The organism is Gottschalkiaceae bacterium SANA, assembly GCA_036323355.1.
GTDB lineage: Bacteria > Bacillota > Clostridia > Tissierellales > GPF-1 > GPF-1.
Map to the genome: position 1 here is coordinate 2,908,907 of AP028876.1, position 18,290 is coordinate 2,927,196.

Genomic DNA, 18,290 nt, shown 5'->3' on the forward strand with positions numbered 1-18,290 from the left:
ATCGACTTAATTTGTTGAAATTTTCCATCTTCAATATAGATACAGGCAGATAACAAACCCAAACTATTTTTAGGCGTAATTTTCACTCTTCGATATAGGATCAAGCAATAAATGTTACGCTAGCACCCTTTCTCAGCCAGAATTATTCCGATATAATAAAGGTGAGAAAAAAAAAGGAGGATATGATGAAAAAATTGTTCCTGATCATTCTATTGACTGCATGTGCCCTTTCAGGATGCAACACATCTTCACAGAAAATCAACGAGCAAACAATCAATCCAACACCATCGGAAAAAACAGAAATGACTAGCCCAATCAGTGAAGACCCTAGCTCAAAAAGTATACGTGAATCAACTGCGACCGCTTCGATTCAATCCATACTGGACAAAAAAATTGAAGCTGTACAAACTAAAAATCTTGATCTCTACCTTTCAACCATCACAACTGCAGATTCTTATTACTGGAATGAACAAAAGCGATGGTTCACCGAAATGACAAAGGATGGGGTTCGTGATCTTAAGTACATTTTACGAGAAGTAACTTTGGAAGAAGGGGAAATCGCAATTGCACGCGTTGAGCAAACCCATCATTACCATCAAAACTTTTCTATTAGCTATCCCTTGCGATTTATCCAAGAAGAAGACGAGTGGAAAGACGCAGGATACAATTTTGAAGAACAAAAAACAGAACGCTATACCATTAAGTATATGTCCGGTGAAAGCAAGGTGACCGATTTTCAAAAAATCATCGATACTGCCTATACCAATCTAGCCTCTATCTTTAGCGAGCAACCCGATCCCAACTTTGAAATTAAGCTCTTTCACAGCCGAGAACTATTGCGACAGCGAACCATTCCCACCATCGGTTGGCTCTTTACCGGTTGGGGCGAAGCCAATGAATCCCTGAAACTCTATACGGGTCATCCGGTTCTTGAACCCTACTACGGTACCGTTCAACATGAACTGGTTCATCATATCACCATGAGAATCTGCAACAACAATCTCCCCGGCTGGATTGCCGATGGCATCGCCCTGCAATATGGAAACTACGCCCTAGAGGGCGGCAACGCCATTACTCTTGGTTATGCGACCAAGGACCAAGTTCGTGTCACTGTTGATTTTCTTGAAAACGTCGACCTATGGGATGCCGAAAAGCAAGAGGAAACATGGGATTGGTACAACGCCTCTCAGATGCTCACTGAATACATCATCGAAAGCTATGGCCACGATCAACTGATGGCTCTATTTTACGAAGCGGGCAAAAAACCATACAATGAAAATGTTATGAATCCCAAATTCAACGAACAGAACAATAAAACCATGGGTCAAGTCCTTCAAACCGTACTGGGCATTACCAAAGAAGAATTGACCGAAGCCTATTGGACATGGCTGGATCAGACTTATCCCGATTAGGAGCTGCTATGAAAAAAATGACCATTGGCGAATACGCAAAATTAAGGAATGTAACCACAGAAACCTTGCGCCACTATGACCGAATCGACCTCTTTCATCCCATTGAACGCGATGGTAATTCTAAATACCGATATTATTCCATTGAGCAGGATGAAAAACTTGGCACCATCCGTGAACTGCAACAACTCGGTATGAGCACGGATGAAATCAAAAACTACTTTAACAATCGAAACCTAGCACAATCTTTCGACTTGCTCCTAAAAGTGCAAATGCAATTACAGGAGCGCATTCAAACTCTACAAAAACTTGAAGATAACCTCGCTTCACGTATTGACCATTTGGATCAAATTATTCATCATACCGATTTTGAATCTATCGAAATTAAGAACTATGATCAGCGTCTTCTCTTAAGAAAGAATACCTATTGCACAACAGACGATGAGTACCATTATACCTCTCTAGAATTGGAAAAAGCCCTGAATGAACCGACTCCCTTATTGGCCAACAACCGCTTGGGCTTTATGAGAAACCCGAATGAAACCAATGTGGAACACAGTTTTCCATTTATCTTTATCAATCATGAAAATTCAGCTGATCCAAAATATATTCATTCTGTCCCGGCCGGTCAATATGCATGCAAGTTCTATAAAGGAGACTACCGAAACTTTGTAAAAGAAGTCACTGGCATGACAAAAATCTTAATCAAACAAGGCTATGCCGTCATTGGACATACACTTGAAATCGTCCAGGTTGATATAAGCGTAACGGATATACTGGAAGAATCTATTTTCCAAATCCAAATCCCAATTAAAAAAGCTTGACCTTTGTGCTACAAAAAGGTTTATACTACCTCTAGGACTCAGCATCTTGCCTTTCGCTGTGTCATGGAGGTTTTTTATGCAAGAAAAAATACTAGGTACAGAAAAAATCAGCAAGTTATTTATTAAGTTTGCCATTCCAGCGATCATAGGCATGGTCATATCCAGTATGCAAACCATTATTGATGGAATTTTCGTCGGTCGGTTTGTAGGAGAAAATGCCTTAGCCAGTGTGAATGTCGCCCGCCCCTTTATGGATCTAATATTTGGCCCCACCTTTATCATCTCCATCGGTGCCATGAGTTATATGGGCCGTGCCTTGGGAGCAAAGCAAGTTGAAAAAGGGCAATCCATCTTTCGCACAGCGACCCTATTGGGTGTTAGCCTTGGTTTATTTATTGCCTTGATTGGAACCACCTTTCATCGCCAGCTAGCAGAACTCTTGGGTGCAAGCCCTCTATTACTGAATTTCGTCTCTACTTATATCAAGAATATTGCACTCTTTGCGCCATTTATCATCACCATGTATCTATTTGGATTTACCAACCGTTTGCTGGGTAAACCTAGAGTTTATCTGATCAGTTCCATTTGTAGTATTATTGTAAATATCAGCTTGGACTATTTATTTGTAAAAGAACTACAAATGGGTATTCAAGGCGCAGCTCTAGCAACAGGAATCGCCTTTGTGGTTGCCTTTGTGATTTGCGCCATACCCTTGCTTGATAAAAGGAGCACCGTCAACTTTTATAAAGGCCATTGGACCCCGTCCTTGATCGGGCAGATGTTATATAACGGTTCTTCCGAAGGAATTGTATCTCTTTCTTCAGCCCTTACCGTCTACTTATTCAATCGAACATTTATGGCATTTGCTGGAGAAAGTGGCGTCGCCGCCTATACCACAATCAGTTATATCGCCTACTTTGGTCTTATGATGGTCTTTGGCATTTCTGATGGGATCGCATCCATCATCAGCTATAACTATGGGAAAAGACAGTTTGATCGAATCAAAGAGATTATGAAGCTGGCGCTTCGGACCAGCGCAATCATTGGCCTCGTCCTTGTCGCAGTGATGAATTTCTCTGCAGAACCCTTGATTCAATTGTTTATCAAGGACAATTCGAGCATCGTTGCCATGGCAGCTAAAGGAGCCGCCCTCTATTCCGTCGGCTTTTTAATCACAGGATACAATATTATTTCTTCTAGTTACTTCACAGCGATCGGCAATGCACGCGCTTCGATTTTCATCGCTTTGTCTCGCGGGCTTGTGGGAATCACTCTAGGAATTCTGATTCTGCCAAACTTCTTGGGAATCAACGGGGTCTGGCTTACCGTTCCTCTGGCTGAATTGCTCGCCTTTATCTTGATTCAATTCTTAAAAAAACGAGAGCCAACCGCAACGCTTACCCTCAAGCAAATTGATCAATATTCGGCGAAGAAAACCGCATAATCAATCGTCTCATATCTTTTTCAGACAGTCCTCGGGCTGTCTGATTTTTTCATTTCACTTTCGTGCACCATTCTCCATTACTCCTTATTGTTACCTATAATTCCTTTTAGTCTTGATTTATTCCCTCTGGTGGTGTATCATGTTCTTGAAAGGAGTGAAAATAATGAACAATTCATACTATACGGTAGATCAGGTTGCAGCGTTTTTACACATGCATGTCAAAACCGTCCGACGCTATATACGAGAAGGAAAACTTCCCGCTGCCAAGGTGGGGAAACAATGGCGCATTAACGGTCATGACCTCAGCACTTTTATGGAGGGGGAACAGCCTACAGTAAAAATCCCAGACACCCCGCTTCTATCTGTTGATCAAGGTCAAGCTTCCACACCACGGGTTCAGGTTTCAACAGTCGTTGAAGTGATCTACGAAACGCAGGCAGAAGTTGATCGAATTACCAATACCCTAACAGCTGTCATGCAGAATAAGGATCCCATTTACGGGTATTCCACTATGAATATTCAAGTCTTGCCTAGTCAGCAAAAAATACGGGTATTATTATGGGGAACAATCCTCTTTATCGAATCCATGCTTGGATGCATTCGATCCATGGTTGAAGAATAGGAGTCAACAATGAAAAAGAATTCCATTTATGATTCCCCCCACGGGAAACACATAATCCTATCTGCTTATGAAGAAATTCTCAAACAATGGCCCCTTCCCTATGAACAAATTAAAGTCCCAACCACCTACGGCCAAACCGCCGTACTTGTTTCAGGTGCAAATGACTTGCCTGCCCTGATCTTGCTTCACGGGGCCACCACCAATTCCGCCATGTGGATTGGCGATGTAAAAGCCCTAAGCCATCGCTATCAAGTATTCGCCATCGACATCATTGGTGAACCAGGATTCTCTTCTGAATCCCGTCCCAATCACGAAGGTAATCATTACGGAATTTGGTTGGAAGAAATCATGCTGCACTTCAATTTGATGCGTGCGACTTTAATGGGTAATTCTTTGGGAGCATGGATGGCTTTGCAATTGGCAAAATATCGAACAAATCGTGTTGAAGCACTTGTTTTACTTGCTCCTAGCGGATTGAGGCCAGCACGGCTATCTTTTGTGTTGAAAGCCATCCCTCTTAGCTTGCTTGGAGAATGGGGAACCGACAAGCTTAATCAGATCGTCTACGGACAAGAAAACATTCCAAGAGAAGCCAAAGCCTTCGGGAAACTGATCCTAGATCATTTCACCCCTAGAATTGGATCCCTTCCGTCTTTGACCGATGAAGAACTTCAAAAATTCACCATGCCAATTCTCTTTATTGGCGGAGAAAAAGATGCCCTCCTCCACACCCGTGATTCCGCAGAACGACTTCAAACATTCATACCTCACGCTGAAGTTCATATTATTTCCAATGCCGGACATGTCTTAATCCACCAACAAGAAATCATCTTGAATTTTCTGGACAAGTGCAAAGCGAATAAAAAAACCGGAGTCTGATGACTTCGGTTTTCAACGCAATCCCCTAATATGTTCTTCTTTCTGCTTCTGATCTGCACGGCTAAACTGCAGTAATTTTCTATAATACAGTTCATCTACTTCCTTTGTTGATAAATTCTTCTCGCAAATCTTACATTCATCTCTATGATCTAAGCTTGATAAATCGTTACTTCTTCATCTTTTACCCATTACAACACATACATCAATTCAACATGGCCTTGAAGAAAATGACTCTCCAAACGCTCTCCATTTACCCGAATCATAGAAAGCAAATCCGAGGCATAATCAAAGGGACCAACCTTAGCTTCATTTTCTTCCCAAAACTGCCACCCTTCAGAAAAATGCGTAATCGTGTGGGCTTTCCCTAAAATCCGAAATTCAATCTCACGGCCTTGCTCCAAATCTCGTATCAAATCCTGAAATTGATATTGCTCACTTTCTTTCATCCTTTTCTCCTCATTCAATCCAACTACGATCATTGTATACCTTGTCAAAGGAAAATGCTTTGCATAATTGTTTCAACTGTTTTCCCTTGGCTAAAAACAAATATTTTTTATATTCCGTAATCGCTTCATTCCGTATATTTTTCAATAAGATATAACCGCTCAACTTTGCCTGAAACTCTTCTTCATCCATCAAGCCATTAGTTTCACGTACAATCTCCCTCTCCATGCCAATAGCCCTTGAATTGTCTTCATCTCCATAAAACACATTACCAATATCAATAGGATCGACATCGTGGTTGGCTTCAACAGCAATCAAATTCACATTCTCCTCATCGGCTCTCCAATTGATGGAACGAATTGCTGTATAAGCCGAATTCGTCAATTGTTCCCTCCGCTCATCGCTAGTCATCCGTACGCCACCCATGGTATAAACCGGTGTCAAATGTTTTAAAATTTCTTGGTCAGTTTTATAAAAAACAAAGGTCATATGCCGATTCGTCGGCAGGTCTACACGAATCGTCTGCCCCTCAGTAATTTCAACAATACGACTAAAGACTTCGTCAATACTTGCTACATCTTCAAAATCTAAATATGCACTATGATGCAGATCGTAATTCAGTCCAATGGGTACTAGCGCCAATACTTCATGAATCTCGCTAATAATTCTTCGATTGATCTGCTCCATATTCATTTCGTTTAAATGCTTGATTTGTATCCAGTACTGCACCCCGTCAACAATAATTTTCAAATCTGGTGCTCCCATTCGATTGGGCTCTTCATACACCATCTCAAACTCAGCTACGCTATCGCCTAGTTCACGATACAATTGCCCAACCAAGTTCAATTCCGTCATATAGTCCCGGCGGTTCCGTTGATCCTTCTCAATTTTTTCAAGAATTCGTTCAAACCCAAGCCTCTTTATAATATCGCAATTCAACTGAAGCAGCCGAGTCTGAACGTCATCAAGCTGATATTCACTTTTCAAAATTTTGAGTATTTTTTCCATTCTCGGCTCCTTTCTAATTATCTATTTATAACTATTATATCCCATAAAAATTCTCTCTCTCACTAGATTCCCTCTCCCAATCAAATTTTCCTCGCCATATAAGGAGTTAACTCTCTTTCATACCATCATTTAGCATTTCAATTGTCTAGATGATTCCAGTGGGCGGACAACTAACAAAACAATCAAAGCCGACGCAAATGCGCCAGCTTTTCTATACAAAGATTCCACTTATTTTCCAAATAATAAAACACCATAATAAAACAATCGGAAGTGCATAAACCCATCTTTTTCGTAAAGGCTCTCCTTCTCGATTCTCCACTGCAACTCGAGACTCTTCCATCACATTTTCTGGGATTAAACGAATACAACCTGCAATCATCAAAGGCAAAAGAATCAAATCGTCAAGGTAACCCAATACCGGTATAAAATCGGGAATCAAATCGATGGGTGAAAGAGCATAAGCAAGTGTTAAAAGAATCGCTCCCTTTGCAACAAGTGACATATCCTTGTGCTTGCTTGCATAAGCAAGAACAGAAATCTCCAATTTAATTTTTTTCGCCCATTCTCTAATTCGCATCCTCTGTTCTCCAATTTTCATTCAATGACTTTATCATACTGATCATTAGGCTAATCTTGAAAAAAGTCGACTTCAACTCCCTCATCGTCTATTAATTGAGCGGGGTCCGATGTATCATTGTTCCACACATATACATTCGCCATAATAAAGTCTCCGCTTCCATTCGCCTTATGCGAGGTGATCTTCAATAACTGATTCGCCTCAATCATAGATCCTTCTGGAAAATCAAAGGTCTGAGAGCCTGCAACAGAGATCAACTGCCATCCACCAAGTTCAACAGCCTCACTTGAAACATTTTTAATGACCACAAACTCCGCATTCTTATCGAGTTCCGTAATTACAACCGGTGATCCAATTTTTCTTCCTGTACGTTTAACCTGCGGTTCTACAGCTTGCAAATCTGCAGCTTCTTGTTCTTCCTTACCGTTTTTCTCGTCATAATCTACTCCAACATCCTCAGACAGCATACCTCTTGCAACACCTTCAAAGGTCTCAACGAAAATTCGAGATTCATCCAAAGTCATGACAATCGTTCCATCTAAATCTGTCTCATAGGTAAAAATCCCCATATTCCGCAAGCGATCTAGAATCGTCGCATCAGGATGTCCGTATCGATTGTCTGCACCTACACTGATCACCGCATAATTCGGATTTATTTTTGATAGATACTGAATCGTATTTGATGTGGAAGATCCGTGGTGGCTCACTTGAAAAACATCTGCCTGTAAATCGACACCCGCTTCCACCAACTCATGCTCCGAAATAGCCTCTGAATCACCAACCAATAATACGCTTTGATTTGCATTTTTAATCTTTAGGATCACAGAGTAATCATTGGTATTAACATAGTCTGAACCCAATGGGCCCAATACTTGAATTTCTAATTTTCCCAAATTATATCTTGTGCCCGCTTTCGGATATATAGCCTCTACATGACCTTCTTCCAATGCATGCATGACATCTTCATAGGCCTTAGAATCGTATTCTTTTGTTGACAGAAATACCTGCTCCACTTCAAAGGTCTCTAAGACCCGATCCATGCCACCAATATGATCTTCGTGAGGGTGGCTATTTACCACATATTCCAATCGATCGATGCCCAGTTCATCCAAATAGGAACAAATAAACTCCGCATCCCCTTCATTGCCAGCATCATAGAGCAGCTCATTCCCTTGACCATCCATCACCAATACGCTTAATGCTTGTCCAACATCCAGAAAATGAACTTGCATAACCGAAGTGTTTCCCATCCCAGCTTCCTTGGAATCTTCTGTTTCAATGTCTTGAGTCGATTCAAGCTTTATGGGCTCATTTTCATTTGTCCGAATTTCTTCCATGTCTTGTTCAGATGCTTTGGTGCTAGCTGTTGCCGCTGAAGCATCAGCGTTACCTATGCGAACGCCCAAACTCACAAATAAAATAAAAGCAATAATGATCGCCTTTTTCTTCCCAAATTTGCCCTTATTTTTCACTTATGCCTCCAATTATGTTTTCTTTATTTTACCATTTTTTGCTTAATAAAATCATTTTTTATTATTTGTCCACATTTCTAACTTTTCAAGCGAATGGTAGTGCTCATAAAAAAGGAGCCCATCGGCTCCCATATATGGTGGCAATACAATCAACTCAAATATTCCTGTTTGATGGTCTTAATTTCAAACTCATCAAAGTGATTGCTTTCAATCTTTCGAAGCAAGTATTCTCGGTAACCAGCTACCGCTTGATGATTTTCATCAATGCTGCGTCTCTTTAGAAGCTGCAGGGCATGAAGCACCGCGCGCATCACCTTAATATCCGACTCCCCATAATGGACAATCTGATCAAAAGCATCGTGCAGCATCAATTCAAAACAATAGGCTTCAAGCAGCACATAGCCCGCTTCCTCTGGGTCATGATCCACTTTAATATATCCGTATTTTTCATCACTTAAAAGCTCCAGCAGTTCCCCAATGCTGCGGATGCATTGAACTGCAGTAAAGGGATCGTTAATGCCTGGCGAAAGTGCTCGCAAAGCGACTTCCACAATCTTTTGAATGGTGTAGGCAAAATCCTGTTTCTCTGTTTTATGATCTCCAATGGAAACAAATCCTCGGATCCCATCGGCCATGCTCTGCACCTCTTCTGTTTTTTCACTGTAATAGACCGTAAATAAGACCTCTCCCATCGTTACATATTGCCCAACGACCTTTTGAAAGACAACAACCAATTTTTTTCTGTCCACCATATCAAAGAGTTTGCGATCTTGAATCTGCTGGATATACCCATTCTTCTCACAGTGAATGGAAAAGCTTCCCTCGTAATCTTCCACCCTCGGTCTTGCTACAACCGGATGTGTTGTCAATAAGGTCTTGTATGTCGCTATTTTTTCCTTTGATTCGTAATACAAGCGATCAATCACATTTCCAGTTTGAATAAAAGTCGCTACATTATTGATGAAAAGCACAAAATACACAAGCCCCACTCCGATATACACAACACCAATGCTTGCTGATATGACTGTATATCCTGCAACTGTATTGCGCGTAAACAACAAGGATACAATGGAGTAGGTAAAGCCGCCAACGAAAACGCCGAAGGACTGCATGGTATTTTTCTGGGTTAAAAAATTTTCAACAACCCGAGGAGAAAGCTGCGACATATACATGGTCAATACAACCATAGTAATGGAAAAAGTAAATGTCGTGATGGTAATAAACGCACCTGCGATAATCCCATGGATCGTTCTTGCCAATTCCGTACTCGTCAGAAAGAAAGAAGGTATGGATTCTTGATAGTTCACCAAGTAACCAGAATCAATCTGAATGACTAAAAGCGCCCCAAGCAAGGAAAAAATCGAATAGATTGCTGGGTACAGCCAAATACTTTGGCGAACTTTCTCTAATTTTTTTCGAATCATTTTCTTTCCTCCAATCGATCGCCTCTAGGGCATCAACCCGCTCTTTTTTCCTTCTTCGAATCCGATCTGTTTTAACCAGTATACCCCATTTGCAAGGTGGTTTTGCTCTTCCATTAAAAAAAGCCCTGCCCTTTTGGGCAAGACTGATCATACACACGACCTACATCCATTTTATCCATGAAAACCAAGAGAGATCAAACCAATACGCCGAAAGCCAGGCAAAGAGAAAAGCGCCAGCCATGGCGTAGATCAATGATCCCAAAACACCCATCAGGTAAAATTCAGACTCCTCTTTATTGGGATGCAAATGAGTCGTCAAATACGAGCGAATCCCCACAACAATACCAATTAAAAATAAGTTTCTTGAAAAAAAGGCACCCATATAAATCATTGATTCCAAAATCCCAAGCATCTTGCCGTTGGGGCTATTGGGAACAAAAACAACTTCTTCTTCCAAACTCCAATCATTCTTTCTCAACTTCTTAATTTTTTTGCCAACAACGCGGTAGTATTCCTTCATATAGGGTTTCTTCCACCGAAAGATCACGCGGTTAAACCAAGGATCACGCAATAACAAAAATCCTAGAAACCAAATGGTCGCTAAAGCAGGATAAGCCCATTTCCCCAAATCATAGAGCACACTCGGGGTGTATTGAACAGCAAGAATAAGGACACCAAAGTAAAGCAAGGCAAAAAAGCAAAAAAGACTAACCGCTATGCGATATTCACGGCTATAGTCCATCTGCTCATCCTTCTGCTTATTTTCACCCATTTTAATGGGGATATAATTCTTAGACTTATTCATGATTGATCTCCATCTTGGCTTAAATTAAAAATCACATTTTCTATTATATCAAAGTTTCCCCTTAAACCCCATCGCTTTCAAACAAATCTAAAAATACCGCTTTCGATAAAAAAACTCCGACAAAAGTCGGAGTCTACTTATTCCTTGAAGTTTTTTTCGAAATTCCAGGAATCACGGCACATTTCAACAATACCACGGCTGGCTTTCCATCCCAGTTTTTCTTCCGCTTTTGAAGCGTCTGCATAGCAGGAAGCAATATCCCCCGCTCGGCGATCTACAATCTCATAAGGCACTTTCAATCCGTTGGCTTGCTCAAAAGCATGAACCAGTTCCAATACAGATGTCCCTCTCCCAGTTCCCAGATTATAAATATGGACCCCTTGTGTCAACTGATTCAAGGCATCAACATGACCCAGTGCCAAATCCATCACATGAATATAGTCCCTCACGCCAGTTCCATCCACTGTATCGTAGTCATTGCCAAATACGCGAAGTTTCTTTAGTTTTCCCTTAGCTACCTGTGCCACATAGGGCATTAGATTGTTGGGGATCCCATTTGGCGCTTCGCCAATCAGTCCACTTGGATGTGCACCCACAGGATTAAAATATCGTAGCAAGGTAACAGCGAGTTCAGGATGAGCAGCCACGGCATCTGTTAAAATTCGCTCACTCATTGCCTTGGATTCACCATATGGATTTGTCGTTGGCAACAATTCCATAGTTTCAACAAAAGGAACTTGGTTGTCTCCATAAACCGTTGCTGAAGAACTGAATACAAAACGAGCCACCCCATGCTTTACACAAGCCTGAATCAACACCATGGTGCTGACCAAATTGTTATAATAATACGCAACGGGTTTTTCGGAGGATTCTCCCACCGCCTTCAAGCCCGCAAAATGAATCACGCCGTCAAACCGATGATCGCCAAACAAACCATCAACCAATCTAGCATCAACAACATCCATCTCGTAAAAAGTCACTTTCTTTCCAGAAATCTCTTCGATGCGATCCACAGTTTTACGCTTACTGTTACATAAATTATCTGCAATCACCACAGAATGTCCCGCTTTTAATAATTCGACACAGGTATGGGACCCAATATAGCCGGTTCCCCCAGTCACTAAAATATTCATTTTCCGCCTCCACCTATCTATAATAACGACCTTTGCTTCTTTATATATCCTAACATAAATTAATTTCATTTTGTGAATCAAATAAAAAAGAATAGGACTGCTCATTGTTTATTTTTATAAATATATAGATGAAATAAAAACGAAAAAAATGGCATGTCCCATAGGTGTACGATATAATTCATTTAACGGTCCCTATCATTTTATTCATTTCTACTCATATTCAAAATAGGAGCAAAAGTATGAAAATCGGAGTAAATCTTTCATTTATTATTGATCATGTCGATTTTGGAATCGGCTCATATATAGCCAACATTCTGCGCGGTTTTCAAGAACTTAACCGGTTAGACGCTTATTATTTAATTGTCAGAAAAAGTTTTTACCCCCGAGCGAAAACACTTTATCCGGATGCAAATTTTATTATCCTAAAAGAAAAAAAATGGATGTATCGATGTGGAAGATTCCAGAATTTCTTAATCAGCCATGATTGTGATATGATCCAAATTTCAAAAATTACGCGACAAGAAAATTTAGATCTTATGTTTTATCCCTTTCATGCTATTTCTAACAATATGAACCTAAAAATTCCTATTGTAATGACCGTTCATGATCTCTTTCATTGTAATTACCCAGAGAATCTATCGCGTAAATATTTGACTTATGTAAAATTACGATATCGATCCTTGATGCATCATTCGGACCGTATGATCACAATCTCTGACTTTGTGAAAAGTGACGTCCTAAAATACTTTCCGGAAGTTAATCCGGAACATATCCATCGCATCTACAATTCCATCATATTTGATACAAACAAAATCACGCCAATGGCCATAGAAGAGCCATTTATTCTTTGCGTCAATTCCATGCGAACTCATAAAAACTACATTACACTGATTAAAGCCTTTCACAGAATCAAAGATCAGATTCCCCACAAATTAATTCTGGTGGGTGGATGGGGCGAAGCCTCTCAAGAAATTCAAGATTTTATCAGAGCCAATCAATTAGAAAGCCGCGTGAAAATAAGGAGTGGCCTTTCCGAAGGAGAAAGAAATTTTCTATATCGCGAAGCAGATCTCTTCGTTTCCCCTTCTCTCCATGAGGGATTCGGGATGACACCCATTGAAGCGATGCTGGCTAAAACATCGGTAATCACCACCAAAGAAACCAGTCTTTATGAAGTGACCCAGGGGCTAGCACACTATTATGAATCCCCACAGGATGATCACCAGCTGGCAAAGAAAATTATACAGGTGCTTGAACGAAAGGAATCCAAAGATTTACTTTCACTAAAAGCAGAACAAGTAGCAAAATCCTATCACTATTTAACCATTGCAAAGGAATACGACAAGTTCTTAAAAGGAGTTCTCGATGAAAATCGGCATTGATCTCACCTCTTTTCATAAAAAACATGACGGCGGCAAAGAACAAGTGCTCTTCAATCTCCTCAAAGGATTCAATGAATTAGGCGCAAGCAAAAAGATTAGCATATTCTGCTATGCCTACATGATTGAAACGATTCGTCAGATAATTCCTGATGCAGAAATTATCACCATTAAAGCTAGCAAATTCCCTAAAAAACTGATCGCAGACTATTGGGTGAAAACCTTTCGACTGCCGAAGATCGTCAAAAGGCATGGCATTTCTATTTTATTCTTTCCCGTTTCCCATACAGGTCTAATGCGTTTTTCAATCCCAACGGTCGTTTTGCCCCATGATATTCAGCCTATTTCCAGACGTGAAAACTACTCAGTCTTGGAAGGTCTTAAATATCAATGCATTTATCATTTTGATTTTTTACTAAGAGACCATATCGTTTCAATTTCGAACTTTGATCTTGCTCAATTGGAAGCCCATTATCCGCAGCATACGCATAAATTCAAACAAATCTATAATCCCATCGCAATGAAGCCAAAAGTCGATCATCCTAAAAAAAAGCAAGAAATTATCGCGATCAACATCCAGTATCCACATAAAAATATTAAGACCTTGATCAAGGCTTTTTCCATAATTCAACATCAAATTCCCCATACCCTCGTCCTGGTAGGCAGCAAGAATAAAATGACAAGCCCTTTATTGACTTGTATCACAGAGGAAAAGGTAACCAATCGCGTCCAGTTTACAGGCTTTCTATCGGATAAAGACTTACATCAACGCTTGGAAGAAAGTGCCTTGTACGTCAACCCTTCTTCATTTGAAGGATTTGGCATGACAGCAATCGAAGCCATGATACTTAAGGTTCCCGTCATCGTTGCTGACACCACTGCTTCCCCAGAAGTTACCAAAGGACTCTGCACGTATTATTCTCCTGTATCCGATGAAAGGGCATTGGCGAGAAAAATGCTAGCCAACTTGCAGGACCCACCGAATCAAGCCACCTTGCATGCCATCAGCAATCAAATTGAATCCGCTTATTCCTATAGAAAAATCGCTAATGAGTATCTGGAATTCTTCCAGACAATCCATGAAAAACAAAATCAGCCGAGGTAAACATATGAGAATTCTATATATTTATCAAAACAAAGTGTATGGCATGAATGGCGGATCTCTCGAGAGCCGCAAGGTTTACGAATCCCTATTGGAACTCCAAGAAGAAGGTCTAGACCTGCACGTCGAACGTCTTGCCCTTGAAGATACGCGAGTGAAAAAGACAAGATGGAAGGATATTGTCAGCCGGATTCTGGGGCATTCCAATTACTTCTATCTCGAATGGCTAAAAATTAAAAAAAGCGTCCTCGATGAAAAATATGATCTGATCGTCCTCGGCCACTCCCGTCTGGGTTTTATCGCAAAGGATTTTCGCTTTGAGAAAGCCACCACAGTCATGACACAATTTCATAATATTGAATATGATTATGTCAACGTATATCAATCAAAGTATCAGGGCTTTAAACGCTTTTTCTTCACCACCCTGGAAAAAAGATCCACAAAAAGAGATGAAGCCGATGCCTTACGCTACTCCCATCACACTCTCTTTATGACAGAAGAAGACTTACAACGGTCCAAGGAACTTTATCAACACAATGTTCCATTTTCCATCATTCCGATTTGCACCAAAGCAATTCAGCACGAGTCGATGAGCGCAAATACAAAAAAACTGAACTTGGTCTTTATTGGCGCTTTAAACTACCCTAGCAATATCGATGGTTTGAAATGGTTTTTGAAAGAGGTTTGGTCAACCTTGCAGAACGATCCACAGATTCAATTGATAATTGGTGGCAGCAATCCAACAATAGAAATCAAAACTTTGCTTAATCGTTATCAGAACCTAGAATGTCATTATAATTTTCACCATTTTGAGGATATTGTTCCATCTAACTCTGTCTTTCTTTCCTTCGTCACTTCCACTGCAGGAATGAAAACCAAGGCAGCAGAGGCCTTGGCTGCGGGACTCGTTATTATTGCTACAAAAGAAACCTTTATTGGCTATGGGGAAGCGATCCATGATCCGATGGGTAAAAACATATTAATAGAAGCCAATAATTCACAAGACTTTCTAACTCAAATTCAACGTAGAAAAGATAGTGTTCCCACTCAAGAGGCAAAAAATCGATCCCTCTTGCTCTGGGAAAAATACTATTCTACAGAACGAACCAAAAGAGAATTAAAGTCGATCCTCTCGCAACTTTAATGACAATTATTTTTCAAGAAAGGATTTCCCATGAAGATTATCATTCTTGCCGGCGGCAGCGGAACCCGTCTTTGGCCTTTGAGCCAAGAAAATCATCCTAAACAATTTGTAAAATTTCAAGAGCAGGAAAACTCTCTCTTTCAAGAAACAATCTTGCGTAGTCTTCTCTTGGTATCAATGAAAGATATCTTTATTGTTAGTAATATGCAATACAGCGGCTTTATTTTAAAAGATTTAAAAGAAATCAATCAAACCCTTCCCCTGGAAAATATCATTCTGGAGCCAGAAGCAAAAGGCACTCTGCCTGCCATCTATGCAGGTGTTCATACTTGTGCCGCAAAACATGAGGAAACGGTCTTAATCCTATCTTCCGATCATCTAATTAAAGATAACACCACATTTATTCAGTTGATTCGACAATCGGAAAAACTTGCTCAAAACCATTTGGTCACTTTTGGCATTCAACCCGATCATCCCCACACAGGATATGGATATATCTCTCCTGGAAGATCAATTGAACATGGCTTCAAAGTCAATTCTTTCCACGAAAAGCCCAACGCCAAAAAAGCACTTTCCTACATTCAAAAAGGCTATTATTGGAATGCAGGGATCTTTTTGTTGAATTCCACACTCTTCAAAGAAGAGGTCCGCACCCTCGCTCCCAGCGTTCATCAGGCCTTTGCAAATAGTCATAAACTTGATGATGCTTTCTGCAAGATCCATGAGAAAACTTCTATTGATGTAGGCATTATGGAAAAAAGCCAATGCGTAGCTGTTGTGCCCGCTACAATTCAATGGACAGACTTAGGCAGTTTTGACGCCCTCTATGAACAGAGACTAAAGGACGCTAGCAAGAACGTAACAGAAAATCGTCATATCCATCTTAGCTCGACCCATAACCTTGTCATCGCACCGTCGAATAAAACCATCGCGACCATCGGAATCGACAATTTACTCATTGTTGATCATGAAGAGTACTTATTGATATGCAAAAAAAACCACTCCCAACGTGTAAAGGAAGTGGCTGAAATCATAAGGAAAAATAAAAGTTAAATAAGAACTTCTAGCAATTTCCTGCTAAGACAGTCACTTATCTTTGTGCGCAAGCATAGACTCCACCAGCAGATACCAGGAAAACCTATATCCAGATCAAGACCGCTCTTTCTTTAATCAAATGTCCGAATTACCGTCTTAATCTTCCCAGATGGAGATTTTTCAATTTTTTTAACCACTTCCCAAGTTATATTCATGTCACCAATTATTCTTTTTGCATTTTTATGAACCATTTCCATTTTTTCCGGTACAAAGCCCTCACGCACCTCAAGGCGAATATGTAATTGCCCCGGCTCATCTTGAATATATTGGAAGGTACGAATGCCTGGTATCCCTAGAACAATTCTGGCCGTATGATTTATTTTTCGCCCTTCCCCCGTTACAATATAATCCCGTACACGACCCGTCAGCTTTTCTAGATAGGGACTCTTCCACCCACAAGGACACCCAGACGAGCGTAAAATTCCCCGATCCTCGGGACAATAGCGAATAAAGGGCGCATCTAAAGACCACAAATCTGTGACCACAATTTCACCATCTATTCCATCGGGCACCACCTTGCCCTGATCATCAACAATTTCTACATGCACCCGGTCCAAAATATGATAATGGCCGTGATCACATTGAACTGCAATCATGCCCAATTCACTCGTTCCATAGGTTTGAAACACCTTGCAGTCAAAAGCCTTTTTTACGACCCGCTTTTCTTCTTGCGTTAATCCTTCACTGTCAAACACGACTGCAGACAAACTCAACCGTTTGTCACAATGGGCGATCGCTTCTTCCGCCAATCGATGCCAACAAAAAGCATATCCAGTTCCAAGATCTGGTCCATATTCGACTATTGCCTGCAGATACTCCCCATAGGAGTTCTCATCCAAATGATAAATCGAGCATTGTAATTGATTCATCCTGGCTACCTCCATCCAAAAGGGAGCTTTATGAGAAGTAACATCCTTGATTGGTACATTGGAAAATCGCGCCTTTTTCCCCTTCTGTTTTCCACCTGCAAAATCATAGAGGCAGTCATAGAAAGCATATTCATAATGCAGGCTTCTTAGATCCCTAACAAATTTCAAGCTCCCCGAAGTCCCTCCCGTCGTTCCATGCCAATATCCAAGAGCAGGTTTGGGATTTCGATGGCTTTTCGGATCATTTCGCAAGTCGTCCTTTCTTAACAAGGGCAACTTGACAATTTCCTCTAACCCCTTTAATTCACCAGCCAAGATCAGCCCCTGATAATAAGGAACATGCTTTCTACACGAAGCTAGTAATCGATTCAAACGTTTCAGCTTTTCTATGGAATGGTCTTCCGAAAGAATACGAAGCACATCGATATTTTCATAATGCCTCTGATATTCGCCGCCATGACGTGTCTTATTTCTCTTCACGGCTTCCAAGTTCGCCAATACTTTTCGAATGTCTAACGGGGCAAGTTTAAAGATCGCTCTTTTCCACGGTTTCATTCCCACTTCGATCCCTCCCTTGTCTTCTTATAATGACCGTCATTATTGATTTAATATTATCATCTTTTTATAGGTTAATGAATAAAATTCATTTTTTCCCGATAC

General features: G+C 40.6%; 16 protein-coding genes and 1 pseudogene. 9 read left to right on the forward strand and 8 right to left on the reverse strand.

The annotated features are described in order from the left end of the window. The first annotated feature begins 182 nt into the window (after nt 1-182). The 5 genes from AC25CA_RS14220 to AC25CA_RS14240 all read left to right on the forward strand — a co-directional run bounded on the left by AC25CA_RS14220 (nt 183) and on the right by AC25CA_RS14240 (nt 5,178). Nucleotides 183-1,412, forward strand: a complete 1,230-nt coding sequence (locus AC25CA_RS14220) for a hypothetical protein (protein ID WP_486814494.1) — start codon at nt 183-185, stop codon at nt 1,410-1,412. Between the two features lie 8 nt (nt 1,413-1,420). Continuing rightward, complete coding sequence (locus AC25CA_RS14225; protein ID WP_486814495.1) at nt 1,421-2,233, forward strand: MerR family transcriptional regulator; 813 nt, start codon at nt 1,421-1,423, stop codon at nt 2,231-2,233. A 76-nt stretch (nt 2,234-2,309) separates the two neighbouring features. Next, a complete protein-coding gene (locus AC25CA_RS14230) occupies nt 2,310-3,677 on the forward strand; it encodes an MATE family efflux transporter (protein ID WP_486814496.1) in 1,368 nt (455 codons plus the stop codon). Between the two features lie 163 nt (nt 3,678-3,840). After that, nucleotides 3,841-4,299 (forward strand): helix-turn-helix domain-containing protein, encoded by a 459-nt coding sequence (locus AC25CA_RS14235; RefSeq protein ID WP_486814497.1) that lies wholly within the window; start codon nt 3,841-3,843, stop codon nt 4,297-4,299. 9 nt (nt 4,300-4,308) lie between these two features. Further along, the gene (locus tag AC25CA_RS14240; RefSeq protein WP_486814498.1) at nt 4,309-5,178 is read left to right on the forward strand and encodes an alpha/beta fold hydrolase; all 870 of its coding nucleotides are present in this window, start codon (nt 4,309-4,311) and stop codon (nt 5,176-5,178) included. A gap of 188 nt (nt 5,179-5,366) precedes the next feature. On the opposite strand, the gene AC25CA_RS14245 is transcribed toward AC25CA_RS14240, so the two are convergent. From AC25CA_RS14245 to galE, 7 genes and pseudogenes are all read right to left on the reverse strand, one after another. Further along, nucleotides 5,367-5,624 (reverse strand): hypothetical protein, encoded by a 258-nt coding sequence (locus AC25CA_RS14245; RefSeq protein ID WP_486814499.1) that lies wholly within the window; start codon nt 5,622-5,624, stop codon nt 5,367-5,369. A gap of 10 nt (nt 5,625-5,634) precedes the next feature. Next, the gene (locus AC25CA_RS14250; RefSeq protein ID WP_486814500.1) at nt 5,635-6,630 is read right to left on the reverse strand and encodes a hypothetical protein; all 996 of its coding nucleotides are present in this window, start codon (nt 6,628-6,630) and stop codon (nt 5,635-5,637) included. 318 nt (nt 6,631-6,948) lie between these two features. Then, a pseudogene (locus AC25CA_RS14255) lies at nt 6,949-7,093 on the reverse strand (YkvA family protein); the annotation flags it as partial. Between the two features lie 164 nt (nt 7,094-7,257). After that, nucleotides 7,258-8,679: an MBL fold metallo-hydrolase gene (locus tag AC25CA_RS14260; RefSeq protein ID WP_486814501.1), complete on the reverse strand. Its 1,422-nt coding sequence runs from the start codon at nt 8,677-8,679 to the stop codon at nt 7,258-7,260. 149 nt (nt 8,680-8,828) lie between these two features. Further along, a complete protein-coding gene (locus AC25CA_RS14265; RefSeq protein ID WP_486814502.1) occupies nt 8,829-10,103 on the reverse strand; it encodes a DUF2254 domain-containing protein in 1,275 nt (424 codons plus the stop codon). A 160-nt stretch (nt 10,104-10,263) separates the two neighbouring features. Beyond that, the gene (locus AC25CA_RS14270; RefSeq protein ID WP_486814503.1) at nt 10,264-10,908 is read right to left on the reverse strand and encodes a hypothetical protein; all 645 of its coding nucleotides are present in this window, start codon (nt 10,906-10,908) and stop codon (nt 10,264-10,266) included. A 137-nt stretch (nt 10,909-11,045) separates the two neighbouring features. After that, nucleotides 11,046-12,041: a UDP-glucose 4-epimerase GalE gene (gene galE, locus AC25CA_RS14275; RefSeq protein WP_486814504.1), complete on the reverse strand. Its 996-nt coding sequence runs from the start codon at nt 12,039-12,041 to the stop codon at nt 11,046-11,048. 239 nt (nt 12,042-12,280) lie between these two features. Here galE and AC25CA_RS14280 point away from each other — a divergent pair, with 239 nt between their 5' ends. Genes AC25CA_RS14280 through AC25CA_RS14295 form a run of 4 tightly spaced genes read left to right on the forward strand, consistent with a single transcriptional unit; the run spans nt 12,281 to nt 16,719 of the window. Next, nucleotides 12,281-13,423 (forward strand): glycosyltransferase family 4 protein, encoded by a 1,143-nt coding sequence (locus AC25CA_RS14280; RefSeq protein ID WP_486814505.1) that lies wholly within the window; start codon nt 12,281-12,283, stop codon nt 13,421-13,423. Next, a complete protein-coding gene (locus AC25CA_RS14285) occupies nt 13,407-14,525 on the forward strand; it encodes a glycosyltransferase (RefSeq protein ID WP_486814506.1) in 1,119 nt (372 codons plus the stop codon). Before AC25CA_RS14280 ends, AC25CA_RS14285 begins: the two co-directional genes overlap by 17 nt. Nucleotides 14,526-14,529: 4 nt before the next feature. Then, nucleotides 14,530-15,666 (forward strand): glycosyltransferase, encoded by a 1,137-nt coding sequence (locus AC25CA_RS14290; protein WP_486814507.1) that lies wholly within the window; start codon nt 14,530-14,532, stop codon nt 15,664-15,666. 30 nt (nt 15,667-15,696) lie between these two features. Further along, entirely contained in the window at nt 15,697-16,719 is a 1,023-nt protein-coding gene (locus AC25CA_RS14295) for a mannose-1-phosphate guanylyltransferase (protein ID WP_486814508.1), read from the forward strand. A 113-nt stretch (nt 16,720-16,832) separates the two neighbouring features. On the opposite strand, the gene AC25CA_RS14300 is transcribed toward AC25CA_RS14295, so the two are convergent. After that, nucleotides 16,833-18,185, reverse strand: a complete 1,353-nt coding sequence (locus tag AC25CA_RS14300; RefSeq protein WP_486816609.1) for a phenylacetate--CoA ligase family protein — start codon at nt 18,183-18,185, stop codon at nt 16,833-16,835. Nucleotides 18,186-18,290 lie beyond the last annotated feature (105 nt).

What these genes read in the sequence shown, in the direction of transcription:
- AC25CA_RS14220 (WP_486814494.1), top strand. Translation starts at nt 183, where the DNA reads ATGATGAAAAAATTGTTCCTGATCATTCTATTGACTGCATGTGCCCTT.
- AC25CA_RS14225 (WP_486814495.1), top strand. Translation starts at nt 1,421, where the DNA reads ATGAAAAAAATGACCATTGGCGAATACGCAAAATTAAGGAATGTAACC.
- AC25CA_RS14230 (WP_486814496.1), top strand. Translation starts at nt 2,310, where the DNA reads ATGCAAGAAAAAATACTAGGTACAGAAAAAATCAGCAAGTTATTTATT.
- AC25CA_RS14235 (WP_486814497.1), top strand. Translation starts at nt 3,841, where the DNA reads ATGAACAATTCATACTATACGGTAGATCAGGTTGCAGCGTTTTTACAC.
- AC25CA_RS14240 (WP_486814498.1), top strand. Translation starts at nt 4,309, where the DNA reads ATGAAAAAGAATTCCATTTATGATTCCCCCCACGGGAAACACATAATC.
- AC25CA_RS14245 (WP_486814499.1), bottom strand. Translation starts at nt 5,624, where the DNA reads ATGAAAGAAAGTGAGCAATATCAATTTCAGGATTTGATACGAGATTTG.
- AC25CA_RS14250 (WP_486814500.1), bottom strand. Translation starts at nt 6,630, where the DNA reads ATGGAAAAAATACTCAAAATTTTGAAAAGTGAATATCAGCTTGATGAC.
- AC25CA_RS14265 (WP_486814502.1), bottom strand. Translation starts at nt 10,103, where the DNA reads ATGATTCGAAAAAAATTAGAGAAAGTTCGCCAAAGTATTTGGCTGTAC.
- AC25CA_RS14270 (WP_486814503.1), bottom strand. Translation starts at nt 10,908, where the DNA reads ATGAATAAGTCTAAGAATTATATCCCCATTAAAATGGGTGAAAATAAG.
- galE (WP_486814504.1), bottom strand. Translation starts at nt 12,041, where the DNA reads ATGAATATTTTAGTGACTGGGGGAACCGGCTATATTGGGTCCCATACC.
- AC25CA_RS14280 (WP_486814505.1), top strand. Translation starts at nt 12,281, where the DNA reads ATGAAAATCGGAGTAAATCTTTCATTTATTATTGATCATGTCGATTTT.
- AC25CA_RS14285 (WP_486814506.1), top strand. Translation starts at nt 13,407, where the DNA reads ATGAAAATCGGCATTGATCTCACCTCTTTTCATAAAAAACATGACGGC.
- AC25CA_RS14290 (WP_486814507.1), top strand. Translation starts at nt 14,530, where the DNA reads ATGAGAATTCTATATATTTATCAAAACAAAGTGTATGGCATGAATGGC.
- AC25CA_RS14295 (WP_486814508.1), top strand. Translation starts at nt 15,697, where the DNA reads ATGAAGATTATCATTCTTGCCGGCGGCAGCGGAACCCGTCTTTGGCCT.
- AC25CA_RS14300 (WP_486816609.1), bottom strand. Translation starts at nt 18,185, where the DNA reads ATGAAACCGTGGAAAAGAGCGATCTTTAAACTTGCCCCGTTAGACATT.